At 42.9% G+C, this 21,313-nt stretch carries 15 protein-coding genes; 4 read left to right on the top strand and 11 right to left on the bottom strand.

Annotated features, from left to right (window positions below; all coding sequences use genetic code 11):
• Window positions 1-3: 3 nt before the first annotated feature.
• The 4 genes from MKX46_RS18745 to MKX46_RS18730 form a co-directional block, all read right to left on the bottom strand.
• Window positions 4-660, bottom strand: a complete 657-nt coding sequence (locus MKX46_RS18745; RefSeq protein WP_209949381.1) for an ArsR/SmtB family transcription factor — start codon at window positions 658-660, stop codon at window positions 4-6.
• 193 nt (window positions 661-853) lie between these two features.
• A complete protein-coding gene (locus MKX46_RS18740; RefSeq protein ID WP_341071619.1) occupies window positions 854-3,208 on the bottom strand; it encodes a glycoside hydrolase family 2 TIM barrel-domain containing protein in 2,355 nt (784 codons plus the stop codon).
• A 79-nt stretch (window positions 3,209-3,287) separates the two neighbouring features.
• A complete protein-coding gene (locus tag MKX46_RS18735) occupies window positions 3,288-4,082 on the bottom strand; it encodes a Nif3-like dinuclear metal center hexameric protein (RefSeq protein ID WP_069010920.1) in 795 nt (264 codons plus the stop codon).
• 121 nt (window positions 4,083-4,203) lie between these two features.
• On the bottom strand, window positions 4,204-4,770 hold the full coding sequence (locus MKX46_RS18730) for a 5' nucleotidase, NT5C type (protein WP_029515899.1): 567 nt from the start codon (window positions 4,768-4,770) through the stop codon (window positions 4,204-4,206).
• A gap of 475 nt (window positions 4,771-5,245) precedes the next feature.
• Here MKX46_RS18730 and MKX46_RS18725 point away from each other — a divergent pair, with 475 nt between their 5' ends.
• Entirely contained in the window at window positions 5,246-6,229 is a 984-nt protein-coding gene (locus tag MKX46_RS18725; protein WP_029515900.1) for a glycoside hydrolase family 5 protein, read from the top strand.
• A gap of 113 nt (window positions 6,230-6,342) precedes the next feature.
• On the opposite strand, the gene MKX46_RS18720 is transcribed toward MKX46_RS18725, so the two are convergent.
• The 3 genes from MKX46_RS18720 to MKX46_RS18710 are packed head-to-tail and all read right to left on the bottom strand — an operon-like array spanning window position 6,343 to window position 13,357.
• On the bottom strand, window positions 6,343-8,700 hold the full coding sequence (locus MKX46_RS18720; protein ID WP_208332381.1) for a beta-galactosidase: 2,358 nt from the start codon (window positions 8,698-8,700) through the stop codon (window positions 6,343-6,345).
• 21 nt (window positions 8,701-8,721) lie between these two features.
• Window positions 8,722-10,008: a cellulase-like family protein gene (locus tag MKX46_RS18715; RefSeq protein WP_029515902.1), complete on the bottom strand. Its 1,287-nt coding sequence runs from the start codon at window positions 10,006-10,008 to the stop codon at window positions 8,722-8,724.
• Window positions 10,001-13,357: a DUF5107 domain-containing protein gene (locus tag MKX46_RS18710; RefSeq protein ID WP_341071618.1), complete on the bottom strand. Its 3,357-nt coding sequence runs from the start codon at window positions 13,355-13,357 to the stop codon at window positions 10,001-10,003. The genes MKX46_RS18715 and MKX46_RS18710 overlap by 8 nt, the downstream gene beginning before the upstream one ends.
• A gap of 136 nt (window positions 13,358-13,493) precedes the next feature.
• Here MKX46_RS18710 and MKX46_RS18705 point away from each other — a divergent pair, with 136 nt between their 5' ends.
• Window positions 13,494-14,375 carry an AraC family transcriptional regulator gene (locus MKX46_RS18705; protein WP_341071617.1) on the top strand — a complete coding sequence of 294 codons (882 nt, stop codon included), beginning with the start codon at window positions 13,494-13,496 and terminating at the stop codon, window positions 14,373-14,375.
• 115 nt (window positions 14,376-14,490) lie between these two features.
• A complete protein-coding gene (locus MKX46_RS18700) occupies window positions 14,491-15,465 on the top strand; it encodes a bile acid:sodium symporter family protein (protein WP_029515905.1) in 975 nt (324 codons plus the stop codon).
• A gap of 270 nt (window positions 15,466-15,735) precedes the next feature.
• Here MKX46_RS18700 and MKX46_RS18695 read toward each other — a convergent pair whose 3' ends face one another.
• The 4 genes from MKX46_RS18695 to MKX46_RS18680 form a co-directional block, all read right to left on the bottom strand.
• Complete coding sequence (locus MKX46_RS18695; RefSeq protein ID WP_049816908.1) at window positions 15,736-16,176, bottom strand: MarR family winged helix-turn-helix transcriptional regulator; 441 nt, start codon at window positions 16,174-16,176, stop codon at window positions 15,736-15,738.
• 627 nt (window positions 16,177-16,803) lie between these two features.
• A complete protein-coding gene (locus tag MKX46_RS18690) occupies window positions 16,804-18,285 on the bottom strand; it encodes a glycoside hydrolase family 32 protein (RefSeq protein ID WP_029515907.1) in 1,482 nt (493 codons plus the stop codon).
• An 11-nt stretch (window positions 18,286-18,296) separates the two neighbouring features.
• Window positions 18,297-19,532, bottom strand: a complete 1,236-nt coding sequence (locus MKX46_RS18685) for an MFS transporter (protein ID WP_029515908.1) — start codon at window positions 19,530-19,532, stop codon at window positions 18,297-18,299.
• 198 nt (window positions 19,533-19,730) lie between these two features.
• Entirely contained in the window at window positions 19,731-20,714 is a 984-nt protein-coding gene (locus tag MKX46_RS18680; protein WP_029515909.1) for a LacI family DNA-binding transcriptional regulator, read from the bottom strand.
• 129 nt (window positions 20,715-20,843) lie between these two features.
• Here MKX46_RS18680 and MKX46_RS18675 point away from each other — a divergent pair, with 129 nt between their 5' ends.
• Window positions 20,844-21,005 carry a hypothetical protein gene (locus MKX46_RS18675; RefSeq protein ID WP_161626974.1) on the top strand — a complete coding sequence of 54 codons (162 nt, stop codon included), beginning with the start codon at window positions 20,844-20,846 and terminating at the stop codon, window positions 21,003-21,005.
• The last annotated feature ends 308 nt before the right edge of the window (window positions 21,006-21,313 follow it).

Here is a 21,313-nt window from a genome sequence, read left to right as displayed (position 1 = left end):
AGGCTAACTTCCTCCCCTGATAAAGTCGTTCCAATCATGAACACTCTTATCCAAGTGTCTAGCTTCGAAACCACGAGCCTGCAACAATGCAATAGCTCTAACCGCCATTAAGCAATACGGGCCTCTGCAATAAGCCACAATCTTCGAGTCGGCTGGCAACAAAGATAACTGCTCCGCTAATTCTTCAATTGGAACGGAAACAGCCCCCGGTATATGAGCAGTTTCATATTCATCTCGCGGCCGTACATCAAGAAGTGTGACCTCTCCTTTTTCCATCCGCATTGCCAATTCTTCCATTGTGACTCCTTCAACATCCGAGAATTGACCCAAAAATTGCTCCTTAATGTGCTGAACTTCAATTAACTGCTTTTCAGACAGGTCATACAGTGAATTTAAAAAGTGCAAAACAGATGAATCAGAAAGTTCATAATACACAAAGTTTCCCTGCTTTTTGGATTGAACCAACTTAGCTTGATATAGAGTTTGTAGATGCTGAGAAACATTGGCAACGGACATCGAAGTCATTTTAGATAGAACTTCAACTGATTTGGGTCCTTGTATGAGAATATCAAGAATTTCCAACCTTTTCGGGCTGGACAAGCATTTTCCGATCCGTGCGTATTCGGTGAAAAGCCCATCTTTGAAATCTCGTTCGTTCACTATTAAACACCCCATCCATTAAACTATTCAATTAATTTCTTTAATACCGAAATTATAAAACTTTCTTATTTTTATGTCAATTCTGAAACCTACCTATATATAAAAATAAAAAAGACCAGCCCAGAAGCTGGTCAAGAGTAACAATAATACGTAAGCTAAAATACAATGTCTTTACTGAATCAACCTTGAATTGTCATTTATATTCTTGTTCCACTTTCAGCCTGGTTCCTCCCAGTAACCCTCCATCTGCTGATGCTTGAAGCAACAGCTCACCAGCCACATTCCCAGATTGTACAACCACAAGACACCTTCCTCTGTGTGTTCGTCTCTCATTCCCCTTGTAGGGTTCATCACTGGTGAGGTCCCCATTGTCTATTCCAAGGATGCGGCCATCACCATGCAGTTTAAAGGTTAATTCAACATCCTGGTTAGGTACAGTGATCCCGTTTGGGTCTATGACGGTTACTTCCACATGAGATATCTCATGCCCATCAGCAGGTAGAACCGTCCGATCGGCCTCCAACTTTAGAGCATAAGGAGTCCCGGCAGTAGTCAGTTCATGCTCACAAACCTTCTCGTTTCCATTACGACCCACAGCTCGGATTTTGCCCGGTGTATAGGGAAGCTCCCATAGGATTAAATGATTAGGGTAATCCACTAGCTTCCTCTCACCGTATAATTCATCATTCACGATCAATTCCACACTCTCACAATTGGTGAAGGTAACCAACCGTATCAATTTTCCACCGTAGTCAGGAAATGTCCAGTGATCTTCCATGGCCGGAGATTTCCAGTGCATTGTCCATGTCGGATTAAATTCCGATTTCATATGTTCGTTAAATGCGGCTATGTGCACAACAGGCTGATTAGACCATAAGCTTTGTTGGAGATAAGATACTGGTTTGCGGAATCCGCAAGTATCAATCAGGCCCGAAGACCACCCTTTGGAGGGATAGCTCGTTTCTCCCAAATAGTCAATTCCACTCCAAACAAATTGACCGATCACATAATCATGATTAGCGACATCAAACCAGGGATTCATAAGCAAATAACCTTTAACCCGGTTATCCTTGCCCCGATAGTATGGAAACGTCTCGGTTCCAAGGATAAGCATATCCGGCATGGCCGCCCTATAGTGCTCATACCACTGCTCCTGATAGTTTAACCCCAGAACATCCACTCGTTGTGCCAGCTGCTTAGTATGCTCCACTTTGGCCTCAATCGAACCCTCACGCAAGCTGATCGGTGTATTATGCGGCTCAAGCGCATATGTAACCGATCGGGTTGGGTCTTTTTCATGGCAGAAACCCACGAGCTGCTCCAACATTTTTAGCATGGATGGCTGCCCTTGGTTTTCCACTTCATTCCCAACGCTCCACATGAAAACACTGGGATGGTTCCTGTCTCTGAGCAACATTGCCTCCAGATCTTTTTCCCACCACTCATCATATAAATGCTCATAGAAAAGAGATCTCCACTTATCAAAAGCCTCATCAACCACCAAGAACCCCATCTGGTCACATAAATCTAATAATTCGGGCGCCATCGGGTTATGAGCAAAACGGATCGAGTTACAGCCCATTTCCTTCAGCTTTTGCAGCCTTCTTTTCATGGCTGTATCATGGTAAGCAGCCCCCAGACAGCCTAAATCATGGTGAATGCACACTCCCTTTAGCTTTAAGCTGTGCCCATTCAAAAATAAACCTTTTTGTGTATCCAGCTTCACTTCTCTTATGCCAAAAGAGGTACAATAACGATCCACCTCTGTATTGTCGCAATAGATCGTCGTCTGGGCTTCGTAGAGCACTGGGTTGTCCGGTGACCATAGTTCTGGCTCTAAAACTCGCGTTTTTTGCTCTATTTCCCCCGTTTCACAGCTCGAAAGAGTAACTCGGTTTTCCACTTTTCCTTGGATCTGTCCCTGTGGGTCCAGCATTTCAGTCATAATCGTACACTCTACGGCATGCGCGTGTTGATTAGTGACCTGGATTCTGACAGTCACCTTGGCTTCATCTGGCGAAATTTCAGGTGTGGTAATGTAAGTCCCCCATTCGGTTATATGAATATAATCCGTACAAATCAGCCAAACATTACGATAAATACCGGCCCCCGAATACCATCTGTCAGGTGAAAGAATCGTATTGTCCACTTTGACGGCAATCACATTTTCCTCATCCCACCGAATATATGGAGTCAAATCATATTGAAAGCTAACATATCCATAGGGTCGCTTGCCCACAAAATGCCCATTGATCCAAACCTCACTGTTACTGTGAATGCCATCAAATTGTATGTATACGCGCTGTTTTGGAGAGGAGGGCTTCACATTAAAATGCTTTCTGTACCATCCGACAGACCATCTTGGCAAATAAGCCTGATTGCCACCATACAGCATATGTGGATCAAAGGACTTTTCAATGCTCCAATCATGAGGGACATGAAGGAGCCGCCAATGCTCATCGTTGTAGTCCATTTTCTCAGCACCCGCGTAATTTCCTTCTATAAATCTCCAGTCTGTTTTGAACGGCATAATCACTCTGCTTCCCATGATCTCGCCTCCATTTCATAAAGTGGATGAACGGATATAACAGCAGTGCTGGATGACCATCACAAAAAACGTGTTCTCATTACAATATTTGAAACACCGGGTGATCTTCAATAAAGTGTACGGGAAGCATCGGAAATTGGGCGGAAAGCACATCTGCGAGATACTTCATCCCAGGTGCTTCACTTTCAGCATGTCCCAGCATGATAAGTGCTCTACTGTGCCCTTGATAGACAGCATCTTTAACATATTCTGGTGTTTCCCATTCTGGGCCTTCACCGGCGATGACTACATCTACATTTTCATTTAGAAATAATGGAATGGCTAGATCGCCACCTCCCCTGTATCCTACTGAAATTCCCACTCGTTCACATGGCATGGAAACCTCGCCAGCCACCCGTACATAACGAATATGTAGTTTGGCTTTGATATATTCAGCGATCTCCTTAACTTTCATAGCGGGAATAGTCAAAATGGCGGCCGTCGGCTGCTGTTTTACCATGTAGTTGTGCCAGCCAAGCGCCTGAAGAAGCCCAACCATCACTCCATCCGGTTGATAACGATGTATGGTGTCATGAAACCGATAAATGCCTATACCTGCATCGGCAATGAGGCGAGATTTTTGCGAAAAAACCGGATCATGTAGTAGACACTCATGCATCCTCTGATGACTATAAAAAATGCCTTCATGTGTAATGATAAAATTTGCACCTAGAGAAATAGCTTGTTCTATCACGTACTGTGAAGCGGAGAAAGCGGTTACAATTCCTTGCACCTCAGTATCTACAGATCCTGGGTCCAGCAGATCTACGGTGGTGTGGGGTAGGCTTATTCCCTTGGTCAGATGATTCACAATCAGACCCATAGTCATGGTCATACACGTTCCCTCCTCATGGATAATGCATAGCAATTGTACCATTTTATTTCAGCCATAGGCGCTATTCTTTCTAGCAAAACAGCCAGTTCCAGAGGAGCCAGCTGTTTTACGAATAATTCTATTATTTATACAGAACTCCTAAAATGGAGTCGATTCGTTCTTTTGCTCCTTGCCAGGATGTCATGACGGGGAACTCATATTGCTCTCTTGCTCTCAGATTCCATGGATGAGGAATACAAAGCACCTTTTTCCCCTCCTTTAGCGCAGGTACTAAATTATGAGGGCCATCATCAATCAGGAGATCATAGTTAATCAGGTTCTTTCGTTTACATGGGAAAAAGTTCTCGATCGGAATGAATGGCATATGTCTTTGAAGCCAATTCCATTTCTCTACGACGGTCTTGGGCTCTGCCGCTGTCACAATAATGACATCAAAAGCATTGCAAAGCTTCTCCATTTCTTCTACAACATAATCGTCAAACAGTTCAAGTTCCTCAAACAAACCCGGTCGCCCATAAAATACATCATGCGTGCTTTTGGGATGACGTAGATGATCGGTGTTCCAATCTAACATTTCTTCATAACGAAGCGGATGAGTGGGAAATTCACTATTGTTATGGTATATGGCTCGTTTGACGAGATGACAGATGGTATCGTCCATATCGACTGCAATGATTGGTTTTCTCATCAGCTTGCCCCTATTCACTCTGGTAAAATTTTTCACAAGAATATCATACTATAATTTAATATCGCGGTGAAGCTTAGGTATTGCTGTCCGATAGATCTCACCTTTGTTCAAAATAATTAACCAAGAAAAACGTTAGGTCAACCTACACAAATTCGGAATATCACAGAAATATAGTTAGGTTATTTTTATCAATATAAACTAAATTTTAAACAAACATAAACAATAAATACAATGAAACCACAGAAAATAGCACTTAAATAATACATCCATGTGTTTATACTTCAAAAACACAAAAAAATAACCAAAATAACCGATTGAATAACAAAAACACAAATGATAAAATAACAAAAATAACTTTTTTCATATTTGAAAGCGCTTAATTTTGTGTTTAGCTTACTGCTATTTACACACTTACATACCTAACTTCATCTCTGTATAGCAGGAAGTTGAATAATATATTTAGGGAGGAATAAAAATGAAGGTATTGTTAAGAAAATCACTATTGTCTGGAATGATCGGCTTGCTCATCATGATTGGTTTAGGAGGAGTTTTCTCCAAGGTAGAAGCTGCTTCAGGATTTTATGTAAGCGGTACCAAATTGTATGATTCTACAGGCAAGCCATTTGTTATGAGAGGCGTCAATCATGCTCACACATGGTACAAAAACGATCTTTATACAGCGATCCCGGCAATTGCCCAGACAGGTGCTAATACCGTCCGAATTGTCCTTTCTAACGGAAACCAGTACACCAAGGATGATATTAATTCCGTGAAAGATATTATTTCTCTCGTCTCCAACCATAAAATGATTGCTGTGCTTGAAGTTCATGATGCTACAGGCAAAGACGACTACGCGTCTTTGGATGCAGCTGTGAACTACTGGATTAGCATAAAGGATGCTCTGATCGGCAAGGAAGACCGGGTTATCGTAAACATTGCAAACGAATGGTATGGTTCTTGGAATGGAAGTGGTTGGGCTGATGGATACAAGCAAGCGATTCCCAAGCTGAGAAACGCAGGTATCAAAAATACACTCATCGTCGATTGTGCCGGATGGGGACAATATCCTCAATCTATCAATGACTTTGGTAAATCTGTATTCGCAGCTGATTCTTTGAAGAATACGGTATTTTCCATCCATATGTATGAGTTCGCTGGTAAAGATGTTCAAACTGTTCGAACCAATATTGATAACGTTCTGAATCAAGGACTCGCTCTGATTATTGGCGAATTTGGCGGTTACCACCAGGGAGCAGACGTCGACGAGACAGAAATCATGAGATACGGTCAATCCAAAGGAGTAGGCTGGTTAGCCTGGTCCTGGTATGGTAATAGTTCCAATCTTTCCTACCTTGATCTTGTAACAGGACCTAATGGCAATCTGACGGATTGGGGGAAAACTGTAGTTAACGGAAGCAACGGGATCAAAGAAACATCGAAAAAGGCTGGTATCTACTAAACGTACTATCAGAAAGTAAAAAAGGCTCATGGTTGAACGACCATGAGCTTTTACATTTTTATACTTTATACTAAAAGTACCCACTGTGCGTCTCTGAACTTACACTTCCTGGGTTATACGGTGAGTCGAATTTCATACACAGGCACGATGCTGACTGCGCCGATATCTACGATACGTTCCTTTGCCGTCTCTTTCCAGCCAGCCATAGTCGTATTGCTGTTGAGAACCTTACCTTTTCGTATTGGGGAAACATATACGTACAACCCTTGCTCGATGAGCCGATGCTCAAATGCTTTCAAGCCTATTTCCCAGGTCGTATGGTTGCAGAAATTATCGTTGATCAGTTCGCCATCCATAAAAGCATAACCGATATCTCCAGTATAATCGATACGCAGCAGAGCTTCCTTAATTCCGTGAAAGGCATCTATCTCAAAATCAATAGTAAGTTTATCGTCATTTATTTTTTTCAAATTGAAATGAATTTCTCGCTTAGGAGCCTTTAAACGATACGTTTTAAATACATTGTTTTCTGTTATGTCTAGCAGCTCTCCACCAGTAATAGATGTGATCGAGGCGTCGAAATCAGGGAATACACTCAGGGATACCATTTCTTGATCCGTCGATTCCAGCCTTAGATCGCCCTCATATACAAGTACATTGGCATTGGTCAAAATGACTCTGTCCCGGCCTTGCATGTTTACCTTCCAAAATGTAAGACTTTGCTCATCAGTCATCGTGTAGATGGCAACTTTTTTGCCACTTTCAGATACCAGATGGATGAGACTATCGTCCTCTTCAGCAACCTTAATGATCGTGTTCCCATCCAACTGCTCTATCGAGCCTTTGTCGATTGTGGCACTGATGATATCTTTTGACTCAATTTCATATCTTCCCTTCATCCCCTCTGGTACAAAGAAAAAGTAGTATACTTCTCCATCTTCTTCTATCCTTGTTATCAGCTGTACCGTAGCATATTTGAGCTTCATTCCATCTAAATTAAAGTTAAATGGCAATATAGCGAAACTTTCACGTCCTAACATCAGCTCACCTTGACTAGGGATTACAATCGTTTCCTCGGGCAGTTCAATGCTCACATTAAAATCGCACAGGTCGTCATTTTCGACATGGTCTTGGAAATTATTTAGAAACAGATAACCCGATCCAGCACTGGATCGCACTGCATATCGTAACGTATCCACATCATAAGGGTCCATCTGGGACGTATCCCCTGGCAGAATAGTCTTTGTTAGTGAGAATTGCTTTTGGAACGTTGAAAAAAAGTAATGCTGCAGCTTTGTTCTATGGTACGATTCCCTTACTTGACCGAATTCGCCGATCATGGCGTTGAAATCATAGGAGATTTTGGGGGTGGCTAGATCATTGGTGAACGGGTTAACCTTACCCCGAGGATTGGAACCCCCATGATACATGTAATATCCGATCAGATTACAGCCTTCTGCAACCTTCATGACAGTCATTGCTGGAACACTGCGGTAGGGAAATGCGAACCGATATTTATAAAACTGAACCATGCCGCCACCCATTTCACAGCAAGCGTACGGATAGTCTTCAGGTGCGTATTGAGGCTCGAAATTGTAACTCTCTGGAATCTTGTTATTATGCTTGTCGCGGAAAATGTATTCCGGTGTCGCAGGATGCTCGTCCATCCCCTCCAAACGTCCCTCTTCGTAGTAGATCCATGGCCAATAGGCATACCCGCCCCATAACGGCAGCATATCAGGTACAGGAGTTGTTGCTCCTCCCCATCCTGTGCACGTATAGATCGGAGTATCAATCCCCGCTTCCAGAGCTATTTCTTTAAGTTTTAACATATGCGAGTTACCGTCACTTCCACTGTTTAGCCACATATCATTAATTCCTACAGTCAATGCCCACTGGGCAGATGAATGATGATGCTCGTTTTCGATTTGGGTGCCGATAATCGGCCCCCCCTCCTTATATAACAGCCCTTTAACCTGGGTACCGATTTCGTTATACAATCTTCTTGTATAGAACAGATACCCCTCATCATTAGAACGAACCTCAAATGGTCGACCGAATAACCAATCTGGCATACCGCCGTTTCGAATTTCCCCATGATCAAAGGGACCGATCCGAATGATGGAGTATACCTGATGTTTGCCGCACAACTCGATGAAATGACGAAGATTCTTGTTCCCACTCCAATTAAAAACACCTTCAACTTCTTCATGTAGGTTCCAAAAAATATAAGTGGCAATGATGTTTACGCCGCCCATTTTTATTTTAATAATTTCGTCTTCCCAATAGCGTTCATCATAACGGGCATAATGGAATTCACCACAAATACCGAAAAAGGGCTCTCCGTCCTTCTCCATAAAATAGTTGGTGAATCCGATCTCCTCTCCTTTTGGGTTGGTGCCGCCAAGTTTGATATGTCCTTTAACAATATGCTTCTGATCGTCTTTAACCGCAACTCGATAGTTTCTCATGGAGTTCACTCCCCTCACTCGTTAATCTGAATTCAGGATAAATTGGTTCCACTTGCGCTGCCAAGCGATATCATTCCAGAATGGATGATGGGGAGCGCAGTTAGAACAGAGGGTCATTCCCCAGAACCCAAGTGCCATTCCTTTTCGCAACACATATTCAGCGATAAATTTGCCGACTGGGCCTTCTTCAAATTGGGCATGCAGCGGCGTGTAGCCTACATAACCTTCTCCTATGACAATTGGAATGCCGGAATGACGAGTCCATTCATGAATCTCTTCCAATCGGGTGTCGGCCTTCTGCAACATGGCCATTTTATGGTCTCCATACCGATCGTACAAAAATAAATCCCATTGATCGGGATCTACCCAGTCGTGCAAATAAATAAGTCTCATGCCGACTGGATTGCCTTCCATCCGCCAATTCTGCCCCGGAGGCAGGGTCCATTTTGCAAATGGAGGAGCGTCTTCTCTTAATAGGGATTGTACGAATGGATTGGGGAACGGCGCCAACTCATCATAAAGCGCTGCCGCTTCCATAAGCTCATTGAGCACCCCTTTAATATATAGGTGAAAATGGGCCACCTGCATATTGCGCGCGACGTAAGCCTTGGGGTAGGCTTCATTTAACGTATAACTGGCTGTCATCATCATATCAGGATGACATTGGCGAAGATATTCTATCGCTTCTTCTACGTAGGGCTGCATGGCTTCAATAAGCGCCGGTACATTCGTTTCGGCTATGCCTTCAGACGTTCCGACGGCGTTTAACTGCCCAAATTCCACTTCGTTATGCAGCTCTGTATAGATGATCTGACTCCTGTAGCCTTCTGCTGTGACGAAACGGATCAACTGATCCATTGATTTTGCAATGGCCATGAATCTCTCCTTAGGAGGAATTGCAGCTAGTTCATCTCTAAGCTCAGCATGAGCCAGAAAGCTGGGACTCTGCTGATATTCCCAAGAGGATAACATAATGTAACAGTTATGAGCCTTTGCTTGTTTGAACAGTTCGAGCAAATGAGCATGCCCGTCCAGTACTGCGCCTCCACGACAGTTATACCAACGCGTACGCTGGCCTACTTCCCCAAGGTTAGCAAACTCCAAGGGTCCGGGGCGTTTGCCATCCGCTGTAAACAACATGAATGGCATTGCACATATTCGGATCGTATTGTAGCCTCTTTCGACCGCTTCTTTAAAACGGGCTTCCAGATCGCTGTAGGGCTCACCTTCCTGTGTCATGGTATACCAAGAAAAGTCCCACATGGTGATCGTCAATTTGCGCGGTACAGTTCTCATGAGATTACTCAATTGATTTCCCCTCCCAGCTCCAGTCCATATGGTTCAACGCTCCTTGATGGTTAGCTTCTAGCTTAAGCACCGATTCAAAATGCAAGATGGCTTCGTCCTGTCGCCCTAATCCAAGCAAACCAAGTGCTCTCATATAAGTACAATGAACCTGATTACGAATATTCAGGTCATCTTCAAAGATGAGAAAGTCGGGTAACGAGACCGCGAAATAATCCATTTTCACGGGTTCGAATAAGTATCTATCGGCGTAATCAATGAGCTTGTTGAATCGACGATTGCCTTCCTTCGCATAACCAAGTTTCCGCCAGGCCAATCCTTGGTAAAATATCATATCTGGCTGTTGATCGTTATAATACATGGCATTAATGGGTTCCCCCAGTCCTTGAGAGGCCGTGGAAAAGGCCTGTCTTGCCTCATCTGTTAATTTCAATAGCTCATACGCGCAGCCCAAATAATAATAGATATCGTTATCTTGGGAACCCTCTAGCTTACCTTCGCCAAGATTCTCTGGATACACTAAAGCCTCCCGCAGCCCCTTTACAGCCTGTTCAATCCGCCCAGACCTCAGGTCGGACTTGGCAAGCTCTACCTTGGCCAGCCTATACTGTCCCGTTACCTTCCCCTCTCCGCCTTCCCATGGATGAAATATTCTCCCTGTCAGCAAGGACAACGCTATCTTATGCTGCTTCATCGTATTGTGAACGGTTACATATTCTAAAAACAGATCATCGCGAAGCTTTATGATTCCCGGATAACTCTCCATTAGATTCAATCTGTCGTTGGGCTTGATGTTCAGCTTCCTATACAGCTGGTCAAGCTCATAAAGAATACGTGCGTCTGAAGTATTGCACGCAAAGGCCTGCTCTAACGAATGGCGAGCCTTCTCTACTTGGCCTTGTTTGTTAAAATATCCAAGAGCAAGATTACGGTGAACAACGGGGTAAGTATCGTCAATGGAACGAGACATTTCCCAGCTGGAAATAGCATCCTGATGCCGTTTCTTATCATAGAGTAAATTACCTAAGTAATAATGCGCCTTGTCATCCTCCGGTCTTGTTCGAATTGCAAATTGTAACACATCCAACTCAAACAGACGGTTAGGAAAGCAGTAATCGGGTACTGCATCTGCGGCCTGAGCGAGAGCATTGTTCACCTGCTCAGGCTTGCCGATTTTAGCATAGCAGAAGGCCTGAACGTAATACAGCATAGGGTATGTTTTTGCCTGCTCTGGAGCTTCTTCCAGCACACATGCTGCATCCTCATAGAGTCCTGCCGCCGCATAGTCCGATGCTACCGCTATATAGTTGTGCACATCTCCACGCATCCATTTTTCCAGCTCTTCAAAGACCGTTTTAGCATCATCTCGTAACCCGAGAGCCTCTAAAGATAATGCTTGCTCACGGTAAGCTCCAAAATCGGCGATATCGAGCTTCATCGTTTCCTTGGAAAAGGCTATTGCTGCTTCGTTCCTGCCGAGCTTACGAAGAATAGCCGACTTCAGGTTGCGTGCCTTGTAATTGCGAGCATTTCGGATTGTCGAGCGCTCGACGAGTTCCAATGCTTCTTCATAGTTCCCTTGTTCTGTCGCAATCTGTGCCAGTGAGAAATACCCGCTGTCTTGCCATGCCGCACTCCATACTGATTTATAAAATGCAGCGAACGCCTCATCCATCCGCTCTTGGTGTTTTAGCGACAAACCAAGCTGGTAGTAGGCCTCACCATCATAGGGATTAGAGTTACGCCAGGTTATCCGCGAGATGGCTTTACGAAAGCACTCTTCACTTTCTGCATATAACCCTCTGCGAAGAAGCAACGTACCATATGCCATATTTATACGGCTGTCATTCTTATCTCTTTTCAGGCCCTCAAGGTAATACGCCTCAGGCTCAAAGGTAGCATGACGGTATTGCTCCAAGTGTTGTCCTGCTAAATACAATTCTTCGTTCGTTCTTAATTCCTCCGGTTGTGGCAGGGGGTCGGCAGCAGCCGGCATCTGCTCAACTTCCTTTTGCTTAGGCTGGTAGCTAATCAGCTCCCTTCCGGTCGCGTCTTTGACGCTTAAGCATAGATCATAATCCTCATCCTCAGCCAAAATAACTGTCTTCTGTATCAAGGCCTTATTAGGTGTCAGATCTAAGGTTTCTTGGATATAAACTTCCCGCTGGCTGCTTAATTCCACAACAGCCTCGCAAAATGACGAAGTTACATAGACGCCAATCTGTACTGTCCCTTCGCTGCGATTTAATTCCAAACTAACGGCTGCGTCAATTGAAGCGTTTTTGACCATACCAATATGTTTGTAAGGCATAAAATACTGTGAGAACGTCTTTTCTTCATACGGCTGAAGCCAAGTGAAATCTGGTTGATTATCGGTATACACTCCCGTCATCAACTCGATGTAGGGGCCGTCTTCATCTGTTAGATTGCGGTCCCAAGCTTGGCCGAATTCGCCATTTCCCCATGTCCACTGCTTTTTCCCGGGAGAGATGTGATGGTTGGCCACATGCAAAAGCCCAGCTTGTTTCATATGGTCGTAACCACCTATGAAATTGTAATCCGATTTATAGGCCATATATGAAGTGGGAACAGGAATATTTTTGTATCGGGAGATATCTACACCTTCTGAATAATCCATTTTATAATAAGTGCCTGTAGCAATCGGGAAACGGGATACATCTCGCTTTCCATGGTCGAACACGGCTGATACGTCTGGAGGAAAAACAGATTGCGTGTGATCATGTACCGCTACGGCTGGATTGGCCCACCATAGAAATGTTTGAGGCTCGGCAGTTCGGTTGTATAGCTGGGCCCCCACTTTAAGGTATGCTTTATCCGGTTGAAGTGTAAAACCAGCTGTTACTTTCGTGCCGAACATACGATCAATTTCACTCACCCATACCGTTGCGCTTCCGTCGTCATGTTCATCCAACTTGTATTCAACGGGTCCGTAAGTGTTGGGACGGTGATGCTGCGGCCAGTTGAACTCAATCCCTCCAGATATCCACGGCCCCAATAAGCCCACAAGCGCTGGTTTGATGACCCTGTTATAATAAACAAAATCATAACCGTTGGTCTTGTCGACCGCACGATAAATGCGTCCTCCCAGCTCTGGCATGATCTCAATGCGCAAATATTTATTTTCCAGAAAAACCATTTGGTAATTTTCAAGTTTCTTCTCATCCTCAATTTTATCAATGACCGGATGCGGATACACTCGACCGGAACTTCCCTGATAGACACGTTTCTCCAGAAACATTGGATTTTTGTCGGGTTTGCCAATTCCATACGTGGGGATCTGCACGGTTTGCTCCCACACGCGTGCCCTAGCGTCGAAAATGCTCAATTCCATCACTCCCTCATAGTCGCTCTTATATTCAAAGCTTACAAGTAAGCGACATTACAGACAATTGACAATCCACTGTTTATGATGGACTATATACGTATTTCATCATTAGAGCCGCCTAAGGCTAGGAGATGGATAGATTATGAATAAGAAAGCTGATGGATTTGAGGGTGAAAAGTTATATGTCGTTCCACCCTATATGCTGGATAAATTAAATATGAATCCGCTTATAAAAAATCTATATATTACGGATATAGGCTGCTTCAGCCATGCCCGCCATCATTTTCGTGAAAGAATGCACGGATGTGACTCTCATATATTCATCTACTGTACCAGCGGAAAAGGTTGGATACGAACAAAGGATGGCCTAACGATTGACATGACAGAGCGAGGCTTTGCGTACATTCCCAGGGACATGCCGCATGCTTATGGGGCTGACGATAGAGATCCTTGGACAATTTACTGGTTTCATCTTAAAGGGGACCAAATGGATGATTTTATAGCATTGTTTGAGCCTTTTAAAACGTATATTTCGATATCTGCCAGTGATGGAGTCAAACTACTGGAGCTATTTCATCAGTGTTACGACCTTTTATTGAATAAATCATACTCCATTATACATTTAGTTCAAGTATCGCAAACTGTCCGTTATCTGCTGAGTTTTGTTGTATCGGTTGCATTTCGCAAGGAAGACAGTACGTACCAGAGTCATGTGGATAAGGCAACACGCTATATGAGTGAACAATTGGAATCCACCGTTTCGCTTGAGCAGCTTAGTCGGCATGTTCAGGTATCCAAGCAGCATCTGAACCTGATATTCAAGCAATCCACCGGCTACTCTCCTGTCGATTACTATTTAAGAATGAAGATACAGAGGGCCAGTCAGCTTTTGGATTTGACGAATGCCTCTATTAAAGAAGTTAGCATACAACTCGGTTTTAGGGACCCTTACTACTTCTCCAGACTATTCAAAAAAATAATGGGCTGCTCTCCTTTGGAATATCGAAATAATTTGAAGGGTTAATCTATGTTCATCAGGAGCGTTCAAATTTGCTTCTATCGGGCTACCGCAAGGTCACAGATCATTTACGAATCACGGGTGCAAGGTCTATACTTAAGGTTAAAAAAGGAAGTTTTGTATGCTCCTCACGTTGAATCGTAGACTAAATGCAGCTATGCCGCTAATTACACCAATCAGCATTCTAATTGGCGTCCTAATCGGTACGCCGTTGTCAGAATATACCGAACTCTCTCCCTGGCTGTTTGCATTCATGACCTTCGCGGGCAGCATCAGTATGGGGTTTAAGGATTTTGTCCATGTGATCAAGCATCCTGGTCCGCTGATCGCCTGTCTGTTTATTCTTCACCTGGCCATGCCGCTTCTCGCCATGATGCTGGGACATCTGGCCTTCAGTGATGATCCTTACACGATTACTGGACTTATTCTTGGTGCAGCTATCCCTACGGGCATTTCCAGCTTCGTGTGGGTCAACATCTATAAAGGCAATACAGCGCTGACATTGGCGATCATTTTAATTGATACGATTTTGGCCCCATTTGCCGTGCCGGGCATCATGTCCCTACTGATCGGAGCGGATGTGCAGCTCGATACCTGGGCGATGATGCAGAGCCTATTCTGGATGATTGTCGTTCCTTCGCTAATCGGCATGGTGTTGAACGAATGGACCAAAGGGAAGATCAAGCAGGTATGGGGACCACGGCTAGGACCGTTCTCCAAGCTGGCTATGGCTCTTGTCGTCATGATTAACGGATCTGTCATTGCGCCTTATCTGGTCGATTTTAATCTTAAGCTTGTCGGAGTATGCCTATCCATAATCGTCCTTGCCTCCACTGGATATGCGATCGGTTATCTGATATCAGGACTGATGCGGTGGAATAATGCAGACCGTACGGCGCTTGTCTTTAACGGCGGCATGCGCAATATTAGCGCGGGAGCCGTGCTTGCCATCACCTATTTCCCGGCCCCGGTAGCATTGCCCGTTGTACTGGGGATGATTTTCCAACAATCCACAGCATCTCTGGTCGGGTTTCTGCTGAGTCGTCGCGACCGCGGCAACGCCAAGGAAAAGCGCAATACGGCCTCTGTTTCTTAAGCAAAGGGGGTTAGCGGTGGTTCCAGATGATAAAACTCCTCCTTATGAGGAGGAGTTAGTTTCGGAAGGGCGTTTCTATACGTACATGGTTGAAAGTCTAATTTAAATATGCATGCACAATCATGTAAATGGTCACTTTCCACTTCTTAACATTACGATTGATCGTGTAGGGTAATATACTAAGCTCCCGTAAAGAGCCTTTCGTGGCACAACGTTCAAGCCATATATTACCCTAAGGAAACTAAGAACGATATACACAGGTCGCAAAGTCTAAAACAGCTTTTGCGTAAGATTTTGAAATTGTGACTTCACTCCATCTTTCTGAAGTTCTGATTGTAACACCTGATTAAAGGTTTGAAGTGCACGCTGGAATTTATTTTCACCTAATTCCGTAATCCGAGTATACACACCTCGTCGATCATCCTCGCATGTATGTCTTTCTAAAGCCCCGCAGTTTTTGGCTTCCATTCTAACTATGAGTCTCGATGTCGCACTCTGACTTAAACCCACCAATTCTTGAAGTTGCTGCAGTCGTAATTTTTTCTCCTCAGAATTGGATATGAAACCCAAAACATAAAACTCCTTCAAAGATAAATCATAATTTTGTAGTAGGGCTTGTTCTAACTTATCATTTAAAGTGGAATGGATGTGAGACAAAGACAACCATACATCCAAAAGTTCGTTTTCATGTTGCAAGTTAGACCACACCATTCTATATTAAAGTATTTCCAGTAAGTTTATCCTATTGTAACAAGCTTAAATGGAATGGTCAAAACCCATACCCTATTTTGAATATTACAATCCGTCGTCACCGAACCAGCATGCAAATGCAGCATAATGGTTCTCGTTTCAGAGTGGCGATTTTATTGACAGTAGCTATATTCCAATGTACATACATTGCTGCAATTAATCTTAAAAATGTGAGAAAGCGAATATATCAAAAAAAGAACACGTCAATCATGGTGGTATCTAACCATAATCGACCTGTTGAATGTAAAGGAATAGCATTTTCAAGTGAGCGGTAACAACATCATGACGAAATGGAAGAACAACGTAGATCGTAGCAAAAGGAAGTCAGACAACAAATTTTCACATGTAGCCTTTCAAAAAGACGACACTGCATATCCAGTGTCGACTTGTTAGTGTTATTTTTAATTGTTTTTGTTTCGAAGCAACTTAATAAGGTGAACCTTGCAAATAAAACTCTTGGCCTGAACCCTGAAGACTTCTCGAACCAGTCCCTTGGGAATTCCCCCCTTCAGCCACTCTATCAAGATATATATAGATTCCATATCCTTTTACTGTATACATAATATGAACTGCAATCTTTTCATTGAATTATTCGGCTTGCCATATATCTTTCAATTTCCAATATGTCAGCCCATTTACTAGCGCCTCTCCACCCTCTGTTATGATTTCTATGCCTAGCAATTTCTCACTCGGATAGATGCGACTTGTCATCGTAGCTTGCCCTTCATTCGCAAACATTTCAATGGATGAACGATCCAGATATACATGCAATGTCAGCTGTCCCTCAGCATTGAAGGCTGTTTGACGTACTCCATCTGTCTTTTTACCTGATTTAGAACAATTAAGCATTAGTTTCTGCTCCGGAATAGAATATGTGATAACCGTTTCTTCTCGACCTCTTCCACGAAACTTCAAGCCTACCAGGTCTGCACTTGACTTCGTGAGATCGAACACTACCTTAACTTCAAGCAAGTCTTCTTCAACTTCCTTGAAGTAACTTCCAGAAATAGCACCATATTGATACAAAACATGTTTACTTTGGCGAAGTAACTTCATTTCTTCAACTGGAGTCATCAGTACTCTATTATTGTCACCCAACGTAATTAAACGTGGGATCGTCATTGCTCCACACCAGCCGTCTGCTTTCGTCGGCATATCCGATTCCCACATATCCATCCAACCAAGCGCTATGCGGCGACCTTGATCATCTAGAAAAGTTTGAACCGCATAGAAGTCATGACCAGTATCCAACTCGATGAACTCTCCATGCTTATATTCATTACTATCATAATTATATTCGCCAACATAATATCCCGTCTGGAACAAGTTATTGTACTTATCTCCTTGCGCATCAATACCTTGTGGGGAGAACATAAATATATGCTTACCGTTCAGTTCAAAGAAATCAGGGCACTCCCACATGAAGCCCATATTCTTATCTCCCTGCAGAAGCACACCATGATAGGTCCAAGTCCTAAGATCAGGAGATGTATATAGAATAACACGCGGCAGATCTTCTTTCGTGCTGTTACCTAGGATCATGTACCATGTATCCTCATGCTTCCATACCTTCGGATCACGGAAATGCTGTGAGCTATCAGTCGGAGGTTCAGCGATTACGGGATTCTGCCTTAGTTTTGTAAAATGAATGCCATCTGTGCTTACTGCCACATTTTGATTTTGGAAAAAGATATTGTTTGGTTGATCAATATAGTGATGACCAGTATAGATCAATGTCAGTTCGCCGTTATTATCTACTGCGCTTCCTGAGAAGCAACCATCAAGGTCACACGCATCTCCAGGCGCTAATGCAATCGGACAATGCTCCCAATGTACAAGGTCTTTACTCTTCACGTGGCCCCAATGCATTGGGCCCCAGTTCTCATCATAAGGATGATGCTGATAGAAGGCGTGATATTCACCTTTGAATTGAATTAATCCATTTGGGTCGTTAATCCAGTTTGCTGGTGCCATAATATGATAACCTAATCGGTACCGCTTGTTCATTTTCGCTTCTGCCTGTTTCAATGCTTCCTCAGCTTGCTTCGTATTGTTATTATATGTGTTCATCTTTCTTCCTCCTATGCTGTTTCAATATGCTTGTTAGGCTTGGGATCCAGCTTTTTCGGTTCTTTCTTTAAGGTAAAGATTGAGATTGTTGTAAAGACAAATACGAAAACACCCATAATCACGTACGTATTTGCAAAACCTCTAATGTCATAAGACATACCGGCGATTGGCGAGAAGATCGAAGCTCCTACCTGACTCATAAACTGGAATCCCACCAGATACAAGATCGAAGACAGACGCGTATCGAAATTTGCAGCCAAGTACTTAAATACGGAGATCAGCATGATTGGCAGTTCCAATGCGTGAATCAATTTCATAGCTGAGATTCCATAAGGTCCAATAACTAAGCCTGAACCCATGATCCGGAACGCCATCAAGAACCCTGCCAATATTAGACCCTTTTTTGCTCCAATTTTGTTGACAATGAAAGGCGCTAAGAACATCATGCCTGCTTCCAAGAACACTTGTAGGGAATTTAAGTAACCGTAAACTTGATTGCCTAATGCAACCGTTGAGAACGTCGATGAAAAGTAATTCGGGAACTGCTGGTCATACACATTGTAAATACAGGTAACACCAAGAACATATAAAATGAAGAACCACAAATGCTTATTTGCAAACAAATGGCCGATTTGCTTAAAGTTAACGGATTCTGCTCGCTCCATCTCGGAATCTGTCATTTCAACTTTAATTGTCATCATAATGATAAACAGAACGACAGCAGATACTGATGCAATCCAGAAGTTAATGTTAGGGTTGATATTAAAGAGCTGACCAGCGAAAAACGTTGCTGCTGCCCAACCTAGCGAGCCCCACATACGAGATTTTCCGTATTCAAAGTCATATTTTCGGCTGACTTTCTCGACATAAGATTCGATGGCTCCAATCCCTGCCAAAAAAGAAATACCCAAGTATAATCCACCTGCAATGGCACCGAGAAATACATTGTATTGAAGTAACGGCCCATAGATAAAGATATAGAAAGGACCAACAAATAAGAGCAAAGAACTGATTAGAAATAAAATATGCTTCTTTAATCCGATTTTATCAGATATATAGCCATAAAGCGGTTGCATACATAGCGCAAAGATAGCGTTTACAGTAAAGATAACACCTGTTTCAGCACCATTCAGACTGATTTCTTGCCCTAGCCAGATGGAGAACAATGAATAACTTGCTGACCAAGTAAAGAAGAAAAAGAAAAAATAGGCACTTAGTTTCCAGTACATGCTCTTTGACTTTCTCATATCGAACGCTCCTCAAGTTGAACATTTAATGTAAATGAAAGCACTTTCGTATTTACAGATCGATTATATGTCAACCGCTTTCATATGTCAACCGCTTGACATATTTTCGAAAGAAAAAGAGCTCTCCTCTTGATTTCAATTACTCTAATAAGGATAGCTCCACCTTCTATCACAATGCTGAAAACTATGGAAACTGTATTAAGCCGTACTAGCTTCAATCAGTTTCACTGGTAGATAGGTTTCTCGCGGGACATCACTGAATCCACCTTCAATTTCTTTAATAAGTAACTCTATGGAAGATCTGGCAATCTCCTGTATTGGTTGCTGAATTGTCGTTAATTCAGGGAGAAGATTGCGGGTTGTTTCTGTTCCGTCATATCCAATTACGCGAATATCTTCAGGAACACGTTTTCCTCTTCTTCTTGCTTTAGCAATAAAAGACGCAGCCACCAAGTCATTACTCGCAAACAATCCATCTACTTCAGGATGTTCATCGAGCAAGCGTTTAATCGGTTCGTCGTGATTCTGTTGGTGGAAGGGATCATGTACTTCATAGGTAATTGCCTTTCGACCATACTGCTCCATCACATCTTCATATGCTTTTCTTCTTAAGCTTGCTGGTGTTTCCAATTCAACAGGGCCATTTATGTGTAAGATATGCTTGCACCCTTTTTCAATAAGTAGTTCTGACGCCAGTTTTCCACCCATATAATTATCCGATCCTACAACTGGGATTGAATCGGATAGGAAGCGATCGATCGCAATGACGGCAATGTTCTTCTGTTCATAATTTACGATACCCCGATTGTGTGTACCAACGATAATACCGTCAACTTGATTTCGCATAAGCATATCCACATATGATTCCTCTTTATCCAGCTGATTCAAACTGTTACAAAGCAACAGCTTATAGCCTAATGACGCACAAATATTCTCTATATGAAAAGTCAGCTCTCCGAAAAATGGGTTGCTTGTAGTTGGAATGATTAATCCAATCAGATTTGTTCGTTTACTAAATAATGACCGAGCCACATCATTTGGAAAGTAATTTAGCTCTTGCATCGCTTTATGAACTTGATCCTTCGTTTCTTGACTGATATAGCCACGATTATTAAGTACGCGAGAAACCGTAGTCGGTGAAACTCCTGCTAATTGTGCAACATCGTTAAGTTTTGGTTTCATTGATTCTCCCTGCCTTCTCTCCATGCCATATCTCTAATTTTTTTCATTTTAACATGGTTAAATGTTAAAAAACATGCTTGAGCATTCTTATGGATTATTCTTCAGATTTGTCTCCCTCTAAGAATCTCCTTGGCGACAGAAGAACTGGTCAAAGAAGACGCTAAAAAACAAGGATATGATAGCGAATTTGTTGATCATTACATCATAGAAATGAGCAAAAATCCTCCTGAAGAAGCTTACACCGTATTGCCTGCGGCTGTAACCATTTCGTCGAATCGTGCCACTGCTTAATAGGCTCTGTCATAAGATCATTTCAATTTTAATGATAATGGAAAACTAAAGCCTAAGCAGTCTCATTTCCCCAGATGCATGTCAGATGATAATTCAACGATCATTTTCATAATTAATGGAAACTCATTGACTCGAAGTTGTACTACTTCTTCATTGTCAATTGTTAGCGAATAATAATTTTTTAGACTAAACATTAAAGAACTAGACTGAGATAAGTTATAGACTGGCGACGCGTGGCCCGCATGCGCGGCTGCAGTTGCGCTCTCCAGCTCTTCCGGAATGAAGTCCAGCTTTGCGATCGGCGCGCT

The organism is Paenibacillus sp. FSL P4-0113 (genome assembly GCF_038009305.1).
GTDB classification, from domain to species: Bacteria; Bacillota; Bacilli; order Paenibacillales; family Paenibacillaceae; genus Paenibacillus; species Paenibacillus polymyxa_D.
Note: the sequence above shows the minus strand (reverse complement) of the source record. Positions and strands in the feature narration are given on the sequence as shown.